The sequence below is a fragment of the Streptomyces sp. NBC_00459 genome (assembly GCF_036013955.1).
Taxonomy (GTDB): Bacteria; Actinomycetota; Actinomycetes; order Streptomycetales; family Streptomycetaceae; genus Streptomyces.
Genome location: NZ_CP107903.1, coordinates 7,966,246 through 7,981,908, shown reverse-complemented (window position 1 = coordinate 7,981,908; position 15,663 = coordinate 7,966,246). Strand labels below are relative to the sequence as shown.

Genomic DNA, 15,663 nt, shown 5'->3' with positions numbered 1-15,663 from the left:
CGAGCCTAGGAAGCCCGAAGAGCGGGTTTGAGTTGCACGGTGTCACGCCTGCGAGCGTTCGGCGTTCCACGGTGTCACCCTTGCGTCGGCCCATGTTTCACCACTGTTTTCCCAGGTCCTTCGATGTTTCGGAGCGGTAAGACGGAGCAATGGGGAGTGCGGTCATCGGCCTTGCTGAGCGTCGTGCGCGAGAAGGGCGATGTGCACGGATGCGGCCTGCTCGAAGTCGTCGAGATCGAGCCCGAGCCGCGTCTCTATCGCCTCCAGCCGCCGGTAGAGCGCGGGCCGTGAGACGTGATGCAGTTGCGCGGTACGCGACTTGTTGCGCCCGGTGGCGAGATAGGTCCGCAGCACGGGCAGCAGCTCGGACTCGCCCCCGACCCCGCACAGCAGCCCGTCCAGCTCCCGCTCCGCGAACGCCTGCACGTGCGGATCGTCCCGCAGCAGCCGGACGAGCCCGCGCAGCCGTACGTCCCTCAGGTGCACCAGCACCGGCAGTTCCTGCCCCGCCGGGGTGTCCGCGACGGCCGCGGCGACGTGCAGCGCCTCCCGCAGTCCGGTGGGTACGTCGTCCCAGTTGGCGAGTGCCTCGGCGGCGGCCACGACGGTCCGGCCCCCGCCGGTCTCGGTGCGCAGCCGGAGCGCGAAGTGCGCGGCGAGCGCCTTGGCGTCCTGGTCCCGGGCCAGGCTCAGCAGGACGGCGGTGGCGTCGTCGGCGAGTTCGGCGACCAGCCCCGGCAGACCCAACAGCCTTAGTACGCGGTCGAGTTCGGCGGGGTCACCGTCCCGAACGACGAGCGGCACGAAGGTCCGCCGGTTGACGGGCAGCCCGGCGGCCCGTGCGCGCGGAAGCAGCTGCCTGGCCGGTACGACTCCGCTCACCAGGTCCGTCAGCAGGCTCTGCGCGGACTGCTCCTCCCAGGTGTGCACGGAGCCCCCGAGCATGCGGTGCAGGACGAGTGCCTCGGCGGCCCGGTCGGCGAGCAGACGCCCGGTCGCGGCGTCACCCCGATACCCGCAGAGGACGATCCGCCCCCACCTCTCCCCCCGCCCGCCCAGCTCGGCCCGGATCCACCCGTCGCCCTCGCTCCCGCCGGCCTGCCGGGAGATGCGCTCCCAGTCCCGCAGCACGTCGTCCACGGCCGACCGCTCCCCCGAGGTGGCGAGGACCCGATGGGCGAGGTTGGTGACGACGACGGGACAGGCGCTGTGCGAGGCGACCTCGTCGAGGAGACTCTGCAGCGGGGCGCCGGAGGTGATGAGCCCCGTGAGAGCGGTCCGTACGGCCTCGGACAGGCTCACGGCGGCGAACTTCCGCCGCACCAGCCGGGACTGGACCTCCTCCGTCAGCTCCGCGAAGGGGAACGGCCGGTGGAGCACCACCATCGGCAGCCCGCACCGCTCGGCCGCGCGCCGCATGACGTCCGGCGGCGCCGGGAAGGCGCGGCCGAGCCCGAGGACGACGGCGGCGGCCTCCGCCCGGTGCAGCGAGCGGATGTACTCGACCTGAGCCTCTTCGTCCCCGGCGAGCAGCACCCCGGTCGTGAGGATCATCTCGCCGCCGCTGAGCATCACCCCGACGTCGGCCGCCTCGGCGACATGCACCCAGCGCACGGCCCGGTCGAGCTGGCCGGCGCCGGCCACCACCTCGGGCTCGCCCGCGAGCACCCGTTCCAGGCCGAGGACCTGGCGGACCGACAGGGCGGGTTCCAAGGTGGTGGTCATGAGCATGGCCGTCTCTCTTACTGTGGTGTTACTGGACGCAGCTCCTCAGAGCGCGTTCGAGGATCGCGGCGCCCTCCTCGGCCTCCGCGACGGTGAGGGACAGCGGCGGTGCGATGCGCAGCGCGCTGGTGTTGTGGCCGCCGCCCTTGCCGAGCAGCAGCCCCTCCTCCCGGGCCGCTTCGAGCACGGCGGCGGCGGTGTCCGGGTCGGCGGTGTCGGTGCCCGGCTTCACCAGCTCGACGCCGATCATCAAGCCGCGCCCGCGGACCTCCCGTACGCCCGGAAGCTGCGCGGCGACGGCCCGCAGCCGTTCGATGAGTAGTCCGCCGACGCGCCGCGCGTTGCCCTGGAGGTCGTGTTCCAGGAGGTAGGTGAGGTTGGCGAGGCCGGCCGCCATGGTGATCTGGGTGCCGCCGAAGGTCGAGATGGAGTTGGAGTCGAGGCAGTTCATGATCTCGGCGCGGGCCACGACCCCGCCGATGGACATGCCGTTGCCGATGCCCTTGGCGAAGGTGATGATGTCCGGCGGACCGTTCTCCGCGTGCGCCTGCCAGCCCCAGAAGTGCTCTCCGGTGCGCCCCCAGCCGGTCTGCACCTCGTCGGCGATCCAGAGGATGCCGCGTTCATCGAGCACCCGACGGAAAGCCGCGTACAGCCCGTCCGGCGGCGAGGTGAAACCACCGACGCCCTGGATCGGCTCGGCGATCAGGGCCGCCGGCGGGCGGACGTGACCGAGCAGGTCCTCCAGGTCGGCGACGCAGGCGGCGATGAACTCGTCGTCGCCGAGGTCGGCGTAGGGGCCTCGGCTGCGGACGCCACCGTGGACGTACAGGGTCTGGAGCGGCGACAGGGAGGTCGGGGACCAGCCCTTGTTGCCGGTGATGCCGACCGTGCTGAAGGAGCGGCCGTGGTAGCTGTTGCGCATGGCCAGGATCTGGTTGCTGCGCCGGTAGGAGGTGGCGAGGAGGAGAGCCGTGTCGTTGGCCTCCGTCCCGGAGGTGGTGAAGAAGACCCGGGCGTCCGGGATGCCCGACAGCTCGGCGATGCGCTCGGCGAGTTCGACCATCGGCCGGTTGAGGTACAGAGTGGACGAGTGGATGATCCGCCCGGCCTGTTCGCTCACCGCCTTGGTGACCTCGGGCAGCGCGTGTGCGGTCATCGTGGTGAGGATGCCGCCGAAGAAGTCGAGGTACTGCTTCCCGTCCGCGTCCCAGACGTACCGGCCCTCGCCGTGGGTGATCTCGAGGGGGTCCTTGTAGTAGAGGGCGAGCCAGTCCGGCAGGACCGCCTTGTGACGCCCGTACAGATCGCTCACGGCTGCACCAGCCCTTCGTACGCGTCCGGCCGCCGGTCCCGGTAGAAGGCCCACTGCTGCCGGACTTCCTCGATGAGATCGAAATCAAGATCCCGCACGACGAGTTCCTCGTCCTTGTCGCTCGCGACCTCGCCGACGAACTGGCCGCGCGGGTTCACGAAGTACGAGGTCCCGTAGAAGTCGTTGTCCCCGTACTCCTCCTGCCCGACCCGGTTGATCGCGGCGACGAAGTACTCGTTGGCGACGGCGGCCGCGGGCTGCTCCAGCTGCCACAGGTGGGAGGAGAGGCCCCGGTGGGTCGCGGACGGGTTGTAGACGAGCTGCGCGCCGTTCAGACCGAGCTGACGCCAGCCCTCCGGGAAGTGCCGGTCGTAGCAGATGTAGACGCCGACCTTCCCCACGGCCGTCTCGAAGACGGGCCAGCCGAGGTTTCCGGGTTTGAAGTAGTACTTCTCCCAGAACCCCTTGACCTGCGGAATGTGGTGCTTGCGGTACTTGCCGAGGTAGGTCCCGTCGGCGTCGATCACGGCCGCGGTGTTGTAGTAGAACCCGGACTGCTCGACCTCGAACACGGGCACGACGATGACCATGCCGGTCTCGCGCGCCAGCTCCTGCATACGAACCACCGTCGGCCCGTCGGGCACGGGCTCGGCCCAGCGGTAGTGCTCGGGCTCCTGGACCTGGCAGAAGTAGGGCGCGTTGAAGACTTCCTGGAATCCGATGACCTTGGCGCCCTGCCGGGCGGCCTCACGGGCGTGCTCCACATGTTTGGCGACCATGGACCCGGTGTCACCGGTCCAGGTGGCCTGAACCAGAGCGGCACGTACGACGTTGGCCATGACCTGCTCCTTCCGGCTGGACGTCAGAGAGCCTCTACGCCCGTAGACAGAGGTCGTAGGGGCTTGAAAGTAAGCCTCCGGAAGAGCCTTGCCAAGACCATCGCCGTTAACCCGCGGAGTCGATCACGTTTCACACCCCGGTGGGCGAGTCGCGGCCGGCCGGGTTACGCGCTGTGCCCCGCGACGCGCAGGGCGTGCACCAGATCCCAGTACCGGTCCTCGGAGGCACCCCGGGCCGCCTCCAGGAGCAGCGGCACGAGGCGCTGGGGATCGACGGCGACACTGCGGACGACCTCCTCGGGGGTGCGGACCCGGACGTACGCGTCGAGCAGCGCACGCACCTCACGCTGCCTGCCCTCCTCGGCGAGCCGGAGGACGGCCTCGCCCACCTCCTGGGCCGGCCGGACGATGCCCTGCCGCAGAATCTGCTGGCCGTCGTGTCCCCGCCCGGCCGCGACGAGCGCGTCGGCGGCGGCGACCAGCCGGTCGGCCGGCAGGGAGGCGGCCTCCCAGAGCAGGGTGGCCCAGTCGGCGGCCAGCCCCGCGCGGTTCAGCTCGGCGGCGAGCAGCGGAAAGCGGGCGGCGGGCCAGTGGGAGGCCTCGACGAGCAGCGCGTGCGCCTCGCCGCTGCGTCCCTCGCCGCGCAGTCGTACGAGGTTGCGGACGGCGTCGATGGTGTCGTGCCGGGCGTCGTCGTCCAGCGCCTCCCGCACGGGAGCCGCGGACTTGGCGGCAGCGGGGGCCCCGGCGAACCGTGCGCCACGCGGGGTACGGCGACTCGGGGCGGCGGGCGCGGGTGCGGGTGCGGCCGGTGCGGGGGTGGGGTCGAGGACGGGCGTGGCGCCGGTGTCCGCGTCGTCGGTCATCCCGGCGAACCGGGCACCGCCACGGGCACGGCGCTTGGAGCGCTGCTTGGGCGCGGGGCGGGAGTCCGCGGGAGCCGGCTCGGGGACGGGGTCGGCGGCAGGCGCCGGGGGCTCGTACCAGTCGGCGGGGAGTTGCGGGGCCGTACGCTCGGCCGAGGGCTCCGAGGTGCCGGGAGCGTCGACCTGGTGGGCCGCGGGGCGGACTCCGTCACGCCCGGCGGGTGCCTCGTCGTCGGAGCCCTGACGGCCGGGACCGCGGCCGTCTCCGCGGGCGGAGCGGACGGCGTCGTGGTCGTCCGTGCGGTCGGGGCGGTCGATGCCCTCGCGCCAGGCGGCCGTCCGGTCGCCGGAGCCTTGGCCGCCTGCGCCCCGGTCGTCTCCGGGGCGGGCCGGGGTGGGGCCGTCCGAGGTCCGACGCGGGGAGTCGGGACCGTTCTCGTATCCGGTGGTCGGGTGCTGTCGGTGAGCGCCGCCGCCGCGCTGGTCGTCGTACCGGCCGGCCGTGTCGTCGGTGTCGGTGCGTTGTCTCGGCAGGCTCAGGGGGTCGCCGTCGTGCGCGTCGGCGGGATGCGGGGCGTCGGCGACGCGGCCTGCGAAGACGTCCGCATCGTCGTCGCGGTCGCGGCGCCGGAAGGGCGCCCGGCTCATCGTCAGGCGGGCCAACTGATCGAGGCGGTGACGGAGTTCGGCGCAGCGCGCGGTGGCACGTTCATGGTCGTCGTGGGCCCAGGCGAGGTCGAGGCGGAGACCTTCGGCCTCTTCGTGGGTGGCGGCGGAACCGAGCGAGCGCCCCAGGTCGGCGAGCCGGTCCGCGGCGTACTTCTGCTCCCGGAGCATGACATCGAGCCGGTCCCCGAGGGTGTCACGGGCACCGGGGCGGGCGTCGAACTCGATGAGCGAGGCCTGGTGCAGAGCACGCGCCCGCTCGGCCTCGGGGGTCACGGCCCCTGTTCCGTACACGGTGGCGAGATCCTGGAGGAGCGCCTCCACGACGTCCCAGGGCGGTACCTCGTACGCCTCCAGACAGGCACGCATACCGTCGGGGTCGCGTTCCCAGAACACGCCGCACCAGCCCGCGCCCTGATCCAGGCGGGCCAACAGGCCGTTCAGATACCGCGCGAACTCCCGCACCTGCCCCGGGAGTTGTTCCACCGCCATGACGTCCACCCCATGCCCGACCGGAGTTCTCCGCCTCGTAGAAAACACCAACTGTGTTACGGATGGGCTACGGGGGGTTTTCGGACCGGACGCAGAGTACCGCGCGCCGAGCGGAACGTGACGTGAGTCGCCGACCAATTGGCCGGAACCGCCCCTCGGGGCTCACGCGGCGACCGGGGCCAGCGGCTCGCACCGCCCGACCAGTTCGTCCATGGACAGTCCGAGGACGCGGGCGAGCGCCGCGACCGTGAAGAAGGCCGGGGTCGGCGCACGGCCGGTCTCGATCTTGCGGAGGGTCTCGGCGGAGATACCGGCGCGGGCCGCGATCTCCGCCATGCTGCGGCCACCACGCGCCTCACGCAGCAGTCGGCCGAGCCGCTCGCCGCGTTCACGCTCTTCGGGGGTGAGAGGAGTGCGTACCATGCCACCATTCTAATACCGGTATAGTAATTGGCATGGTGGAACTCAAGACGGACACAGCAATCGACGCCATGTATGAGACGGGCCAGGTCGTCGGCAGAGGCCTGACTGCCGTTCGGGAAGCCGCTGACGTGGGCGTTTCCCTGAAGGAGCTGGACGAGGTGGCGCACGAGGTGCTGCGCGCGGCCGGGGCGACCTCCCCCTTCCTCGGCTATCGCCCCTCCTTCGCGCCCACCCCGTTCCCGGCGGTGCTCTGCCTCTCGGTGAACGACGCGATCGTGCACGGCATCCCGGACGACTACCGGCTGCGCGACGGTGACCTCGTCTCCGCCGACTTCGGCGCCGAACTGGGCGGCTGGGCGGGCGACTCGGCGATCAGCTTCATCGTGGGCGAGCCGCGTCCCGCCGACGTACGGCTCGTCGGGACCGCCGAGCGGGCCCTCGCGGCGGGCATCGCGGCGGCGGTCGTCGGCAACCGCGTCGGCGACATCGCGCACGCGATCGGCGAGGTGTGCCGCACCGCGGGCTACGGCATCCCGGAGGGCTTCGGCGGCCACGGCATCGGCCGCCGTATGCACGAGGACCCCCCGGTCCCCAACGAGGGCCGCCCGGGCCGGGGCATGCCGCTGCGCCACGGCCTGGTCCTGGCGATCGAGCCGATGCTGATCGGCAGCGGCAGGGACGGCTACCACGAGGCCCCGGACGGCTGGACCCTCCGCACGAACGACGGTTCCCGCGCGGCCCACGCGGAACACACGGTGGCGATCACGGAGTCGGGGCCCCGGGTACTCACAGCCCGGCAGGACGCGCACACGAGCCGGGCGTGACCTACGGCTCCCCGCTCATCAGGAACGGCACCTCCGACGACGCGGAGAGCATCGCGGCCCTGCACACGGCCAGTTGGCGCAGCGCGTACGCGGAGCTGATGCCCGCCGCGTATCTGGACGGCCCGCTGGCGGCGGAGCACCTCGCCAAGTGGCGGGCCCGCACGACGGCACGGTCCCACGACCGGTGCCTGCTGCTGGCCGAGCAGGACGGCGAGCTGCGCGGCTTCGTCCATCTGGACACGGCTGCGGACGGCCGGGTCCACGTGGACAACCTGCACGCCCGGCCGGGCCACGTCGGCACCGGCATCGGCCGCACCCTGCTGCACCACGGCTTCGCCTGGGCGGCCCGTCGGCACCCCGGCCAGGACGTCTACCTGGAGGTGCTGCGCGGCAACGCCCGCGCGATCTCGTTCTACGAGCGCGCGGGCGGCCTGCGAACGGCGGAACGGCCTCTGCGGATGGCCGCGGGCTTCACCCTGACGGAGTTCGAGTACACCTGGCCCGCGGCGACCGTAGGCCGCCACCAGGACGGGCGGCCGGCCTCGGACATCGTGCCGCCGCCCGCCACCGGATGATTCAGGACGCCGGCCGCACCACCATGGCCGACCCGCCGCCCCGTCGTACCGTCTCCGCCGCCGCCAGCCACTTGCCGTTCGGCAGACGCTGAACGCCGGTCGCCGCGCCGATCTCTGGGTTGAGCCGGAAGCCGTGGCCGATCGCCTCCAACCTGGTCCGCAACTCGCTGTTCCACAGGCTCGGTTCGAGCTCGGTGGTCGTCTGGTTGCGCTGGCTCGCGCGCGGCGCGGCGATGGCGTCGACCAGCGGAAGCCCCCGGTCGAGGAAGCCCGTCAGGGTCTGCAGCACGGTCGTGATGATGCTCGCGCCGCCGGGCGAGCCAAGGGCCACCACCGGCCTGCCGTGGGCGTCCAGGACGATCGTCGGGGACATCGACGAGCGCGGCCGCTTGCCAGGGCCCGGCAGGTTCGGGTCGTGGACGGCCGGGCTGGCCGGGGCGAAGGAGAAGTCCGTCAGCTCGTTGTTGAGGATGAACCCGCGGCCCGGGACCGTGATGCCGCTGCCGCCGGTCTGCTCGATGGTCAGCGTGTAGGACACGACGTTGCCCCACTTGTCGGCCACCGTCAGGTGTGTCGTGTTCTCGCCCTCGTACGTCGTCGGCGCCGCGACCCCGCTGGTGTTGCAGGCGGCGGGGTTGCGCGGGTCGCCCGGCGCGACCGGGCTCGTCAGCACCGCGTCGTCCTTGATCAGGCACTCCCGCGAGTCGGCGTACGACTGCGACAGCAGCTCCTTCGTCGGTACGTCCTCGAAGGCCGGGTCGCCCACCCAGCGCCCCCGGTCCGCGAAGGCGATCCGGCTCGCCTCGATGTATCGGTGCAGGAACTGGACCTCGCTCGCCTTCGAAAGATCCGTCCTCTCAAGGATGTTGAGGGCCTCGCCGACCGTCGTGCCGCCCGACGAGGAGGGTGCCATGGAGTAGACGCCCAGGCCTCGGTACGTCGTCTTCGAGGGCGCCTGACGCTTCGCCTGGTACGCCGCCAGATCCTTCAGCGACAGCTCGCCGGGACGCGCGTTGTAGCCCGAACCCGGGTCCACCGGCGGTTTGTTGACCGTGTCGACGATCTCCTTCGCCAGCTTCCCCCGATAGAGGACACCGACGCCCTTACGGGCCAACTCCTCGTACGTGCGCGCCAGATCGGGGTTCTTGAAGGTCGACCCGACCACCGGCAGGGCACCGCCCGGCAGGAACAGCTTCGCCGTGTCCGGGAAGTTCCTGAACCGTGCCTCGTTCGACGCGGTCTGCGACCGGAACGTGTCGTCCACCGTGAAACCGTCGCGCGCGAGCCGCTCCGCCGGCTTCAGCAGCGTCCCGAGCCCCTTGGTGCCCCAACTGTCCAGCGCCGCCTGCCAGGTCGCCGGCGTGCCCGGCGTACCGACGCCCAGTCCGCTGGTGACGGCGTCGGCGAAGGCGATCGGCTGCCCGTTCTCCAGGAACAGCCCCGAGTCGGCGGTCAGGGGCGCGGTCTCACGGCCGTCGATCGTCCTCACCGTACGGGACTTGGCGTCGTAGTAGACGAAGTAGCCGCCTCCGCCGATGCCGTTGGAGTAGGGCTCCGTGACCCCCAGCGCGGCGGCCGTGGCGACGGCGGCGTCCACCGCGTTGCCGCCCTTGCGCAGGATCTCGATCCCGGCGGCCGAGGCATCCGCGTCCACGCTCGCCACGGCACCGCCGTACCCGACGGCGACCGGGACCTTCCGCGGAGCCGTGTCCGCCGACGTGGCGCCGGAAGGTGGCGCAGCCGCCCCCACCGAGACCACTGTTGCCGAAACCGCCAGGACCGCCAGACTCCGCGCGACAGGGCGACGCATCAATACCTCCAGTCAACGACCGTCCGCGCAGCGTAACTTCATCCCCGCGGTCCCGTAAGGGCCTCTCGAACACCGTTGCGGTCGACCGCTACCATGCGCGCCCATGACTGACGATGTGCGCAATATCGTCCTCGGTGTGGTCGCGGCCGGTATCAGCGCAGCCCTCGGCTGGCTGGCCCGCACCTATCTGTGGAAGCGCAAACTCCGCCGTAAGCAGGCCTTCTTCGGGCTGCCGGACAACTCCGAGTCGCTGCTCGTGGTGAACCGGGAGGCCGGCGGCCCCGAGTTGACGGTGATGCGGCACGACGTGTTCGCGCTCCTGGAGCTCGCCGCCCTCATCAAGGACTGCAACGCCCACGCCCAGGTCGTCGCCCACGACGCCGCACAGCAGGGGTTCGGCGAGCGGACCGAGTTCTGCGTGGGCGGGCCGGCCTCCAACCGCCGCATGCTGGCGCATCTGCACTCCCTGCTCCCCGGTGTCCTTGTCAACGTCGACGCCGAACCCGGCCCGGACCGCGGTGCCTTCCAGATCGGTCCGGAGCGCTACCGCATGGAGGGGGGCAGGAGCGAGTACGTGATCCTCGCACGGCTCACCGCCGGCCAGAGCGGCGAAGCCCGACCGGTCTTCCTCTTCTGCGGCCAGCGCGCGATCACCAACCAGGCGGCGACCCGCTACCTCGCCCGCAACCACGAACGGCTGGCCCGTAAACACGGCAACAACTCCTTCGCCCTGCTCCTGAAGGTCGTCAACTCGCAGGCGTACGGACCCGATGTCGTCGAGGTCGTCACGGACATCACCCGGGTCGCGCAGACCCCGCTACCGGTACCGGCCACCGTTCCACGCAACTCCCACCGCGCCTCGTAGCGGCGCGTACGGGGAACGGTCACCTCCCGCACGGCGGTCCGGTCACCGGAAACAAGGAGAGCGGCACCCTCGTCGCGTACGTCTGCGACGGGGGCCCGCTCGGCCTCGGCAGGCCGGTCGGCCAGGTCGACCCGCTCTGCGTCGAGCACAACCCGACCGGCGCGCAGCTGACCTTCTGCCGCCGGGGAACGACCCCTCATGGGTGTCGGACCCCTGCGCGAGCAGTGATCTCCGGCTGCCGCCGGGCGAGCGCATGCCCTTCTACCGCTGCCCGCCTGGCAGCAGCGTCCCTGATTCGGCCGGTGCAACGGCCTCGACCTCGGTCCACATCCCGATGGGGATGAACGGCAAATCGTAGTCGAGGTTCGGCGCGGCCGATTTTCCGGCCCTGGCCGCCGTCGGGAGGTTGTCCGTCAGTAGGTGCACGACATCCTCAACTCCCTTGGCAGTCAGCGGTGTTGGCTTCAGTGCCGCAGGATCTTGGAGAGGAAGTCCTTGGCACGGTCGCTGCGCGGGTCGGTGAAGAACTCCTCGGGGCTGCGGTCCTCGACGATGCGGCCGTCGGCCATGAAGACGACCCGGTTGGCGGCCGAGCGGGCGAAGCCCATCTCGTGGGTGACGACGACCATCGTCATACCCTCGCGGGCCAGTTGCTGCATGACCTCCAGAACCTCGTTGATCATCTCGGGGTCGAGCGCCGACGTCGGCTCGTCGAAGAGCATGACCTTGGGATCCATGGCCAGGGCGCGGGCGATGGCGACACGCTGCTGCTGGCCGCCGGACAGCTGGGCCGGATACTTCGGCGCCTGGGAGGCGAGGCCCACCCGGTCCAGGAGCTCGCGGGAGCGCGTGTCGGCCTCGCCCTTCCTGCGCCCGCGCACCTTGACCTGGCCCAGCGAGACGTTCTGGAGGACGGTCTTGTGGGCGAAGAGATTGAACGACTGGAAGACCATCCCGACTTCGGCACGGAGCCGCGCGAGCGACTTGCCCTCGTCGGGCAGCAGCCGGCCGTCGAGCCTGATCGTCCCGGACTCGATCGGCTCCAGCCGGTTGATCGCCCTGCACAGAGTGGATTTGCCCGACCCGGACGGGCCGATGACAACGACCACCTCCCCCCTGCCCACGGTGAGATTGATGTCCTGGAGGACATGCAGCTCACCGAAGTGTTTGTTGACTTCATGCAGTTCGATCAACGGATCGACGGCCATGCCCAGCCCTACTCACTTCAGCTGTGTCGTGGTTGCCGCAAACTATCCAGACAAGAGCGCAGTTAAAGCACGACACGCACTTTTCGGGCATTAGCCGTATTTACGCCAGATGCCCGCACCGCGTCTACGACTCCGCGACCTCCGCGTACAGCTGCGACAACTCGGGAACGCCACTGGACGCCCACTCGTGCCCGGAGGAGACGACGTCGAACTCGCGACCCGACGACAGCCGTACGACGGGCTGGCCGTTCGGCCAGAAGTCCCAGGCGGCGCCGGGGACCGTCCGCACGATGACCGTGCCGAGATAGAGGCCTGCGTCGTTGCCGAGCCAGGCCAGCGACTCCTCGTCGTCCCGCCAGCCCGGCACCAGCTGGTCCAGGGCCTCCAACGAGGCGGCTGAGTCGTCGAGTTCGACGCCCGCGCGGTACGCCTGGGAGCGGAGCAGCTCGCACTCGGAGAGGAGCCCGGCGACCGCCTCGGGGTCGTGCTCCCCCTCGGAGAACACCGCCGCGCCTCGGGCGGGTCCATGCCTCTTGCGCCAGTTGCCCAGGAAAGGGATGTTCATACGTCCAGCGTGTCATTCACACCGCCGACCGCACCACAGGGCGCGCGGGGCCGCCGGTTCCGGCCAAGTTCCCCGTCCGTCCCGGTCCGGCGCACCAGCCGCATTGACGGGCCGCTGGTGGCTCCTTAGCTTCACACTGCATTGAGCGGCGGACCCAGCGGACCGGAGGGGCGGACATGCGCCGAGGTGGCCGAGGCAGGCGGGGACCGGGATTCCGAGGTCTCTGCGGACCGGGCGTCGTCCTCGCCCTCTGCGCGACTCTGACACCCCTGTCGTCCACCGCCCATGCCACCGGTCCCCTCCCCCTCACCCGGTTCTTCGACAACACCGCCGTCAGCGACGACACCCTTCCCGAGGCGGCCGACTTCGACGGTTCGGGCGCCTCCGTGTCGGCCCAGGACCTGACGGCCGCCGGCTGGACCGAGGGCCGCGCCCTCACCGTCCAGGGCGCCCGGCTGACCTGGCCGTGCCGGGAGCCGGGCGAGCCGGACAACGTCCGCGCCGCCGGCCAGCCCGTGCGCGTCCGTGGGGAGGGGGACGCCCTCGCGTTCCTCGTCGCCGGCACCGGCGGCGCCGACGTGAGCGGCGAGGGCACCGTCTCGTACACGGACGGCACACAGTCCTCGTACCGGCTGACCGCCCCCGACTGGCGCACCGGCCCTCTCGGCGCCAAGGCGGTCGCGCTGCCGCACGTGAACACCCCCACCGGTCAACTCGCCGAGAAGGCACGGCTGTACGTCGTCACCGTGCCGATCGCACGAGGGCGCCATGTCGACTCCGTCCGGCTGCCCTACGCGGCAGATCTCCACGTGTTCGCCCTCTCGGTACGGCCCGACACGGCAGGCTGGACGGGCAGTTGGGCGGCGCCGACCTCGACGTACGCGACCGTCGGCCCGTGGACCGACCGGACGCTGCGGCTGGTGGTGCACACGTCGGCCGGCGGGCCACGGGTACGGGTCCGCTTCGACAACACCTTCGCGTCGGCGCCGGTACGGATCGGCAGTGCGACGGTGGCCGTGCAGACAGCGGGCGCCACCGCCAGGGACACGCCGGTGCCGCTGACGTTCCGGGGCGCGAGCGGGGTGGAACTCCCGGCCGGGGCACAGGCGTTCAGTGATCCGCTGGACTTCGCGGTGCCCGCGGACACCAGTCTGCTGGTGAGCTTCCATCTGCCGGGCACGGTGACGGCCGCGCCACTGCACCGGCTCGCGCAGCAGCGCTCGTACGTCAGCGAGCCGGGCGACCACACGGCGGACGGCTCCCCGACGCCGTACACGTCGACGCTGACGACGTGGCCGCTGCTCACCGGGGTGGACGTCGGGGGCGGGCCCGGATCGGTCGTGGTGCTCGGTGACTCGATCACCGACGGCGAGCGGTCGACCCCGGACGCGAACCGGCGCTGGCCCGATGTGCTCGCCGACCGGCTGCTGGCCCAGAGCGCGGTCCCCCGCTACGGCGTCCTCAATCAGGGCATCGCCGCGAACCGTGTCCTCACCGACCGCTATCCGGGCGACGGTGTCTCGACCGACTCGGGCGGGGTGAGCGCCCTGCACCGCGTGGACCGGGACGTCCTCGCCCAGACCTCGGCGCGTACGGCGATCGTCTTCCAGGGCGTGAACGACCTGCGGACGGGTGCGTCGGCGGAGGAGGTCGTCGCCGGTCTGGAGGGACTGGCGGAACGGGTGCGGGCGCGCGGGATGCGGGTGCTGGTCGCGACGATCGGGCCGTGCGGGGGTGAGGCGCGGTGCACCTCGCTGGTCGACGGGCAGCGGGTGGCCGTGAACACCTGGATCCGGGAGGAGGCCGTGTCGGGCTCCTCCTCCGGCTCCGGTTTCGACGGGGTCGTCGACTTCGACGCGGCGCTGCGGGATCCGGCGCAGCCGGCGCGGTTGCTGCCCGCGTACGACAGCGGGGACCATCTGCATCCGGGCGACGCGGGGTTGGCCGCGCTGGCGGGGGCGGTGAACATCGGGGCGTTGGTTCCGTAGGCGCACCGCCCGGGTGCGATGAGCAGGTCCCCCTACACCTCCAGGTCCACCACCACGGGGGCGTGGTCCGACGCCCCCTTGCCCTTCCGCTCCTCGCGGTCCACGTACGCGTCCTTCACGGCCTGGGCGAACGGCTCGTTGCCGTAGACCAGGTCGATGCGCATGCCCCGGTTCTTGGGGAAGCAGAGCTGGCGGTAGTCCCAGTACGTGTACGGGTGGTCGTACTTCAGGGGGCGCGGGACCACGTCCGTCAGGCCCGCCTCGCGCAGGGCGGCCAGGGCCGCGCGCTCGGCCGGGGTGACGTGGGTGAGGCCCTCGAAGGCGGCCAGGTCGTAGACGTCGTCGTCCGTCGGCGCCACGTTGTAGTCGCCCAGGACCGCGAACGGGCGGCTGCCTGCCGCGTCGGCCGCGACCGCCGCCTTCAAGGCCTCGAACCAGCCGAGCTTGTAGGTGTAGTGCGGGTGGTCCACCTCGCGGCCGTTCGGCACGTACACCGACCAGACGCGGACCGGGCCGCAGGTCGCGGAGACGGCGCGGGGTTCCTCGACGCCCTCGTAGCCGGGGTCGCCGGGCAGGCCCCGCACCACGTCCTCCAGGCCCACGCGGGAGATCACCGCGACGCCGTTCCACCTGCCGGTCGCGTTGACCGCCACCTCGTAGCCCAGCTCGCGCAGTCGGTCGGACGGGAACTGTTCGGCGGCGACCTTGGCCTCCTGGAGGCACAGCACATCCGTGCCGGTGCTCTCCAGCCAGGCCAGCAGCCTCGGCAGGCGGGCGGTGATCGAGTTCACGTTCCAGGTCGCGATACGCATGCCTCACAACCTACCCGCCGGGTCCGACAACGCGTCTCAGACCTCCGCCGACGTCCCTGGCGTGAGGCGGTGGTGCTCGGCGCCGCCCAGGCCGCCGACCAGCCGGTCGTAGATCGGGCGGGCGAGGTCCGTGAGCAGGGCGTCGTGGATGTCGTACGCGCGCTGCGGCTTGACCTCGCGGACGTAGTCGACGACCTCGGAGAGCTTGCTCCACGGGGCCATGACCGGCAGCAGCAGGGTGTCGACCGGGTGGTCCGGGACGGTGAGGGCGTCGCCGGGGTGGAAGACGGCGCCGTCGACGAGGTAACCGACGTTCGTGATGCGCGGGATGTCCGGGTGGATCACGGCGTGCAGTTCGCCGTGGACCTGGACGTCGAAGCCGGCGGCGGTGAACGTGTCGCCGTGGCCGACGGTGTGTACGCGGCCCGGGAAGGCCGCGGAGAGCTGCTCCGCGACCGAGGCGAGGGTCCAGAGCTCGGCGGCCGGGTTGGCGTCCAGGGCTGTGCGCAGCCTGCCCTCGTCGAAGTGGTCGACGTGCTCGTGGGTGACCAGGATCGCGTCGGCGCCGGCCGCGGCGTCCTCCTCGCTGAATCCCCCGGGGTCGAGGACGAGCGTCTGCCCGTTCTTCTCCAGTCGGATGCAGGCGTGCGACTTCTTCGTGAGCTTCATGCATCCCATCCTGCCGCGTGG

The 15,663-nt window shown here is 71.5% G+C and carries 14 protein-coding genes and 1 pseudogene; 4 read left to right on the top strand and 11 right to left on the bottom strand.

Annotation, left to right across the window (positions count from 1 at the left end):
* Positions 1-162: 162 nt before the first annotated feature.
* From OHN74_RS35180 to OHN74_RS35160, 5 genes are all read right to left on the bottom strand, one after another.
* Entirely contained in the window at positions 163-1,725 is a 1,563-nt protein-coding gene (locus OHN74_RS35180; protein ID WP_327698605.1) for a PucR family transcriptional regulator, read from the bottom strand.
* 28 nt (positions 1,726-1,753) lie between these two features.
* On the bottom strand, positions 1,754-3,040 hold the full coding sequence (locus OHN74_RS35175; protein ID WP_327698604.1) for an aspartate aminotransferase family protein: 1,287 nt from the start codon (positions 3,038-3,040) through the stop codon (positions 1,754-1,756).
* Complete coding sequence (locus OHN74_RS35170; protein WP_327698603.1) at positions 3,037-3,879, bottom strand: nitrilase-related carbon-nitrogen hydrolase; 843 nt, start codon at positions 3,877-3,879, stop codon at positions 3,037-3,039. The genes OHN74_RS35175 and OHN74_RS35170 overlap by 4 nt, the downstream gene beginning before the upstream one ends.
* 164 nt (positions 3,880-4,043) lie before the next feature.
* Entirely contained in the window at positions 4,044-5,903 is a 1,860-nt protein-coding gene (locus OHN74_RS35165) for a hypothetical protein (protein WP_327698602.1), read from the bottom strand.
* Between the two features lie 162 nt (positions 5,904-6,065).
* Positions 6,066-6,326, bottom strand: coding sequence for a helix-turn-helix domain-containing protein (locus tag OHN74_RS35160; protein WP_327698601.1), 261 nt, complete (start codon positions 6,324-6,326; stop codon positions 6,066-6,068).
* A gap of 32 nt (positions 6,327-6,358) precedes the next feature.
* Between OHN74_RS35160 and map the strand changes: the two genes are divergently transcribed.
* The gene (gene map / locus OHN74_RS35155; RefSeq protein WP_327698600.1) at positions 6,359-7,150 is read left to right on the top strand and encodes a type I methionyl aminopeptidase; all 792 of its coding nucleotides are present in this window, start codon (positions 6,359-6,361) and stop codon (positions 7,148-7,150) included.
* Positions 7,147-7,725, top strand: a complete 579-nt coding sequence (locus OHN74_RS35150; RefSeq protein ID WP_327698599.1) for a GNAT family N-acetyltransferase — start codon at positions 7,147-7,149, stop codon at positions 7,723-7,725. Before map ends, OHN74_RS35150 begins: the two co-directional genes overlap by 4 nt.
* A 1-nt stretch (position 7,726) precedes the next feature.
* Here the strand turns inward: OHN74_RS35150 and ggt are convergent, their stop codons facing one another.
* Complete coding sequence (ggt, locus tag OHN74_RS35145) at positions 7,727-9,535, bottom strand: gamma-glutamyltransferase (protein ID WP_327698598.1); 1,809 nt, start codon at positions 9,533-9,535, stop codon at positions 7,727-7,729.
* A 103-nt stretch (positions 9,536-9,638) separates the two neighbouring features.
* Between ggt and OHN74_RS35140 the strand changes: the two genes are divergently transcribed.
* Positions 9,639-10,400, top strand: a complete 762-nt coding sequence (locus tag OHN74_RS35140; protein ID WP_327698597.1) for a hypothetical protein — start codon at positions 9,639-9,641, stop codon at positions 10,398-10,400.
* Between the two features lie 261 nt (positions 10,401-10,661).
* On the opposite strand, the pseudogene OHN74_RS35135 reads toward OHN74_RS35140, so the two are convergent.
* The 3 genes and pseudogenes from OHN74_RS35135 to OHN74_RS35125 all read right to left on the bottom strand — a co-directional run.
* Positions 10,662-10,787: pseudogene (locus OHN74_RS35135) on the bottom strand (amino acid ABC transporter permease); the annotation flags it as partial.
* 77 nt (positions 10,788-10,864) lie between these two features.
* Positions 10,865-11,608 carry an amino acid ABC transporter ATP-binding protein gene (locus tag OHN74_RS35130; protein ID WP_327698595.1) on the bottom strand — a complete coding sequence of 248 codons (744 nt, stop codon included), beginning with the start codon at positions 11,606-11,608 and terminating at the stop codon, positions 10,865-10,867.
* Positions 11,609-11,732: 124 nt separating this feature from the next.
* Positions 11,733-12,173, bottom strand: coding sequence for a DUF6278 family protein (locus OHN74_RS35125; protein ID WP_327698594.1), 441 nt, complete (start codon positions 12,171-12,173; stop codon positions 11,733-11,735).
* 176 nt (positions 12,174-12,349) lie between these two features.
* On the opposite strand from OHN74_RS35125, the gene OHN74_RS35120 reads away from it, so the two are divergent.
* A complete protein-coding gene (locus tag OHN74_RS35120) occupies positions 12,350-14,161 on the top strand; it encodes a GDSL-type esterase/lipase family protein (protein WP_327698593.1) in 1,812 nt (603 codons plus the stop codon).
* A gap of 32 nt (positions 14,162-14,193) precedes the next feature.
* On the opposite strand, the gene OHN74_RS35115 is transcribed toward OHN74_RS35120, so the two are convergent.
* Positions 14,194-14,973, bottom strand: a complete 780-nt coding sequence (locus OHN74_RS35115) for an exodeoxyribonuclease III (RefSeq protein WP_327698592.1) — start codon at positions 14,971-14,973, stop codon at positions 14,194-14,196.
* Positions 14,974-15,009: 36 nt separating this feature from the next.
* Entirely contained in the window at positions 15,010-15,642 is a 633-nt protein-coding gene (locus OHN74_RS35110) for an MBL fold metallo-hydrolase (RefSeq protein ID WP_327698591.1), read from the bottom strand.
* Positions 15,643-15,663 lie beyond the last annotated feature (21 nt).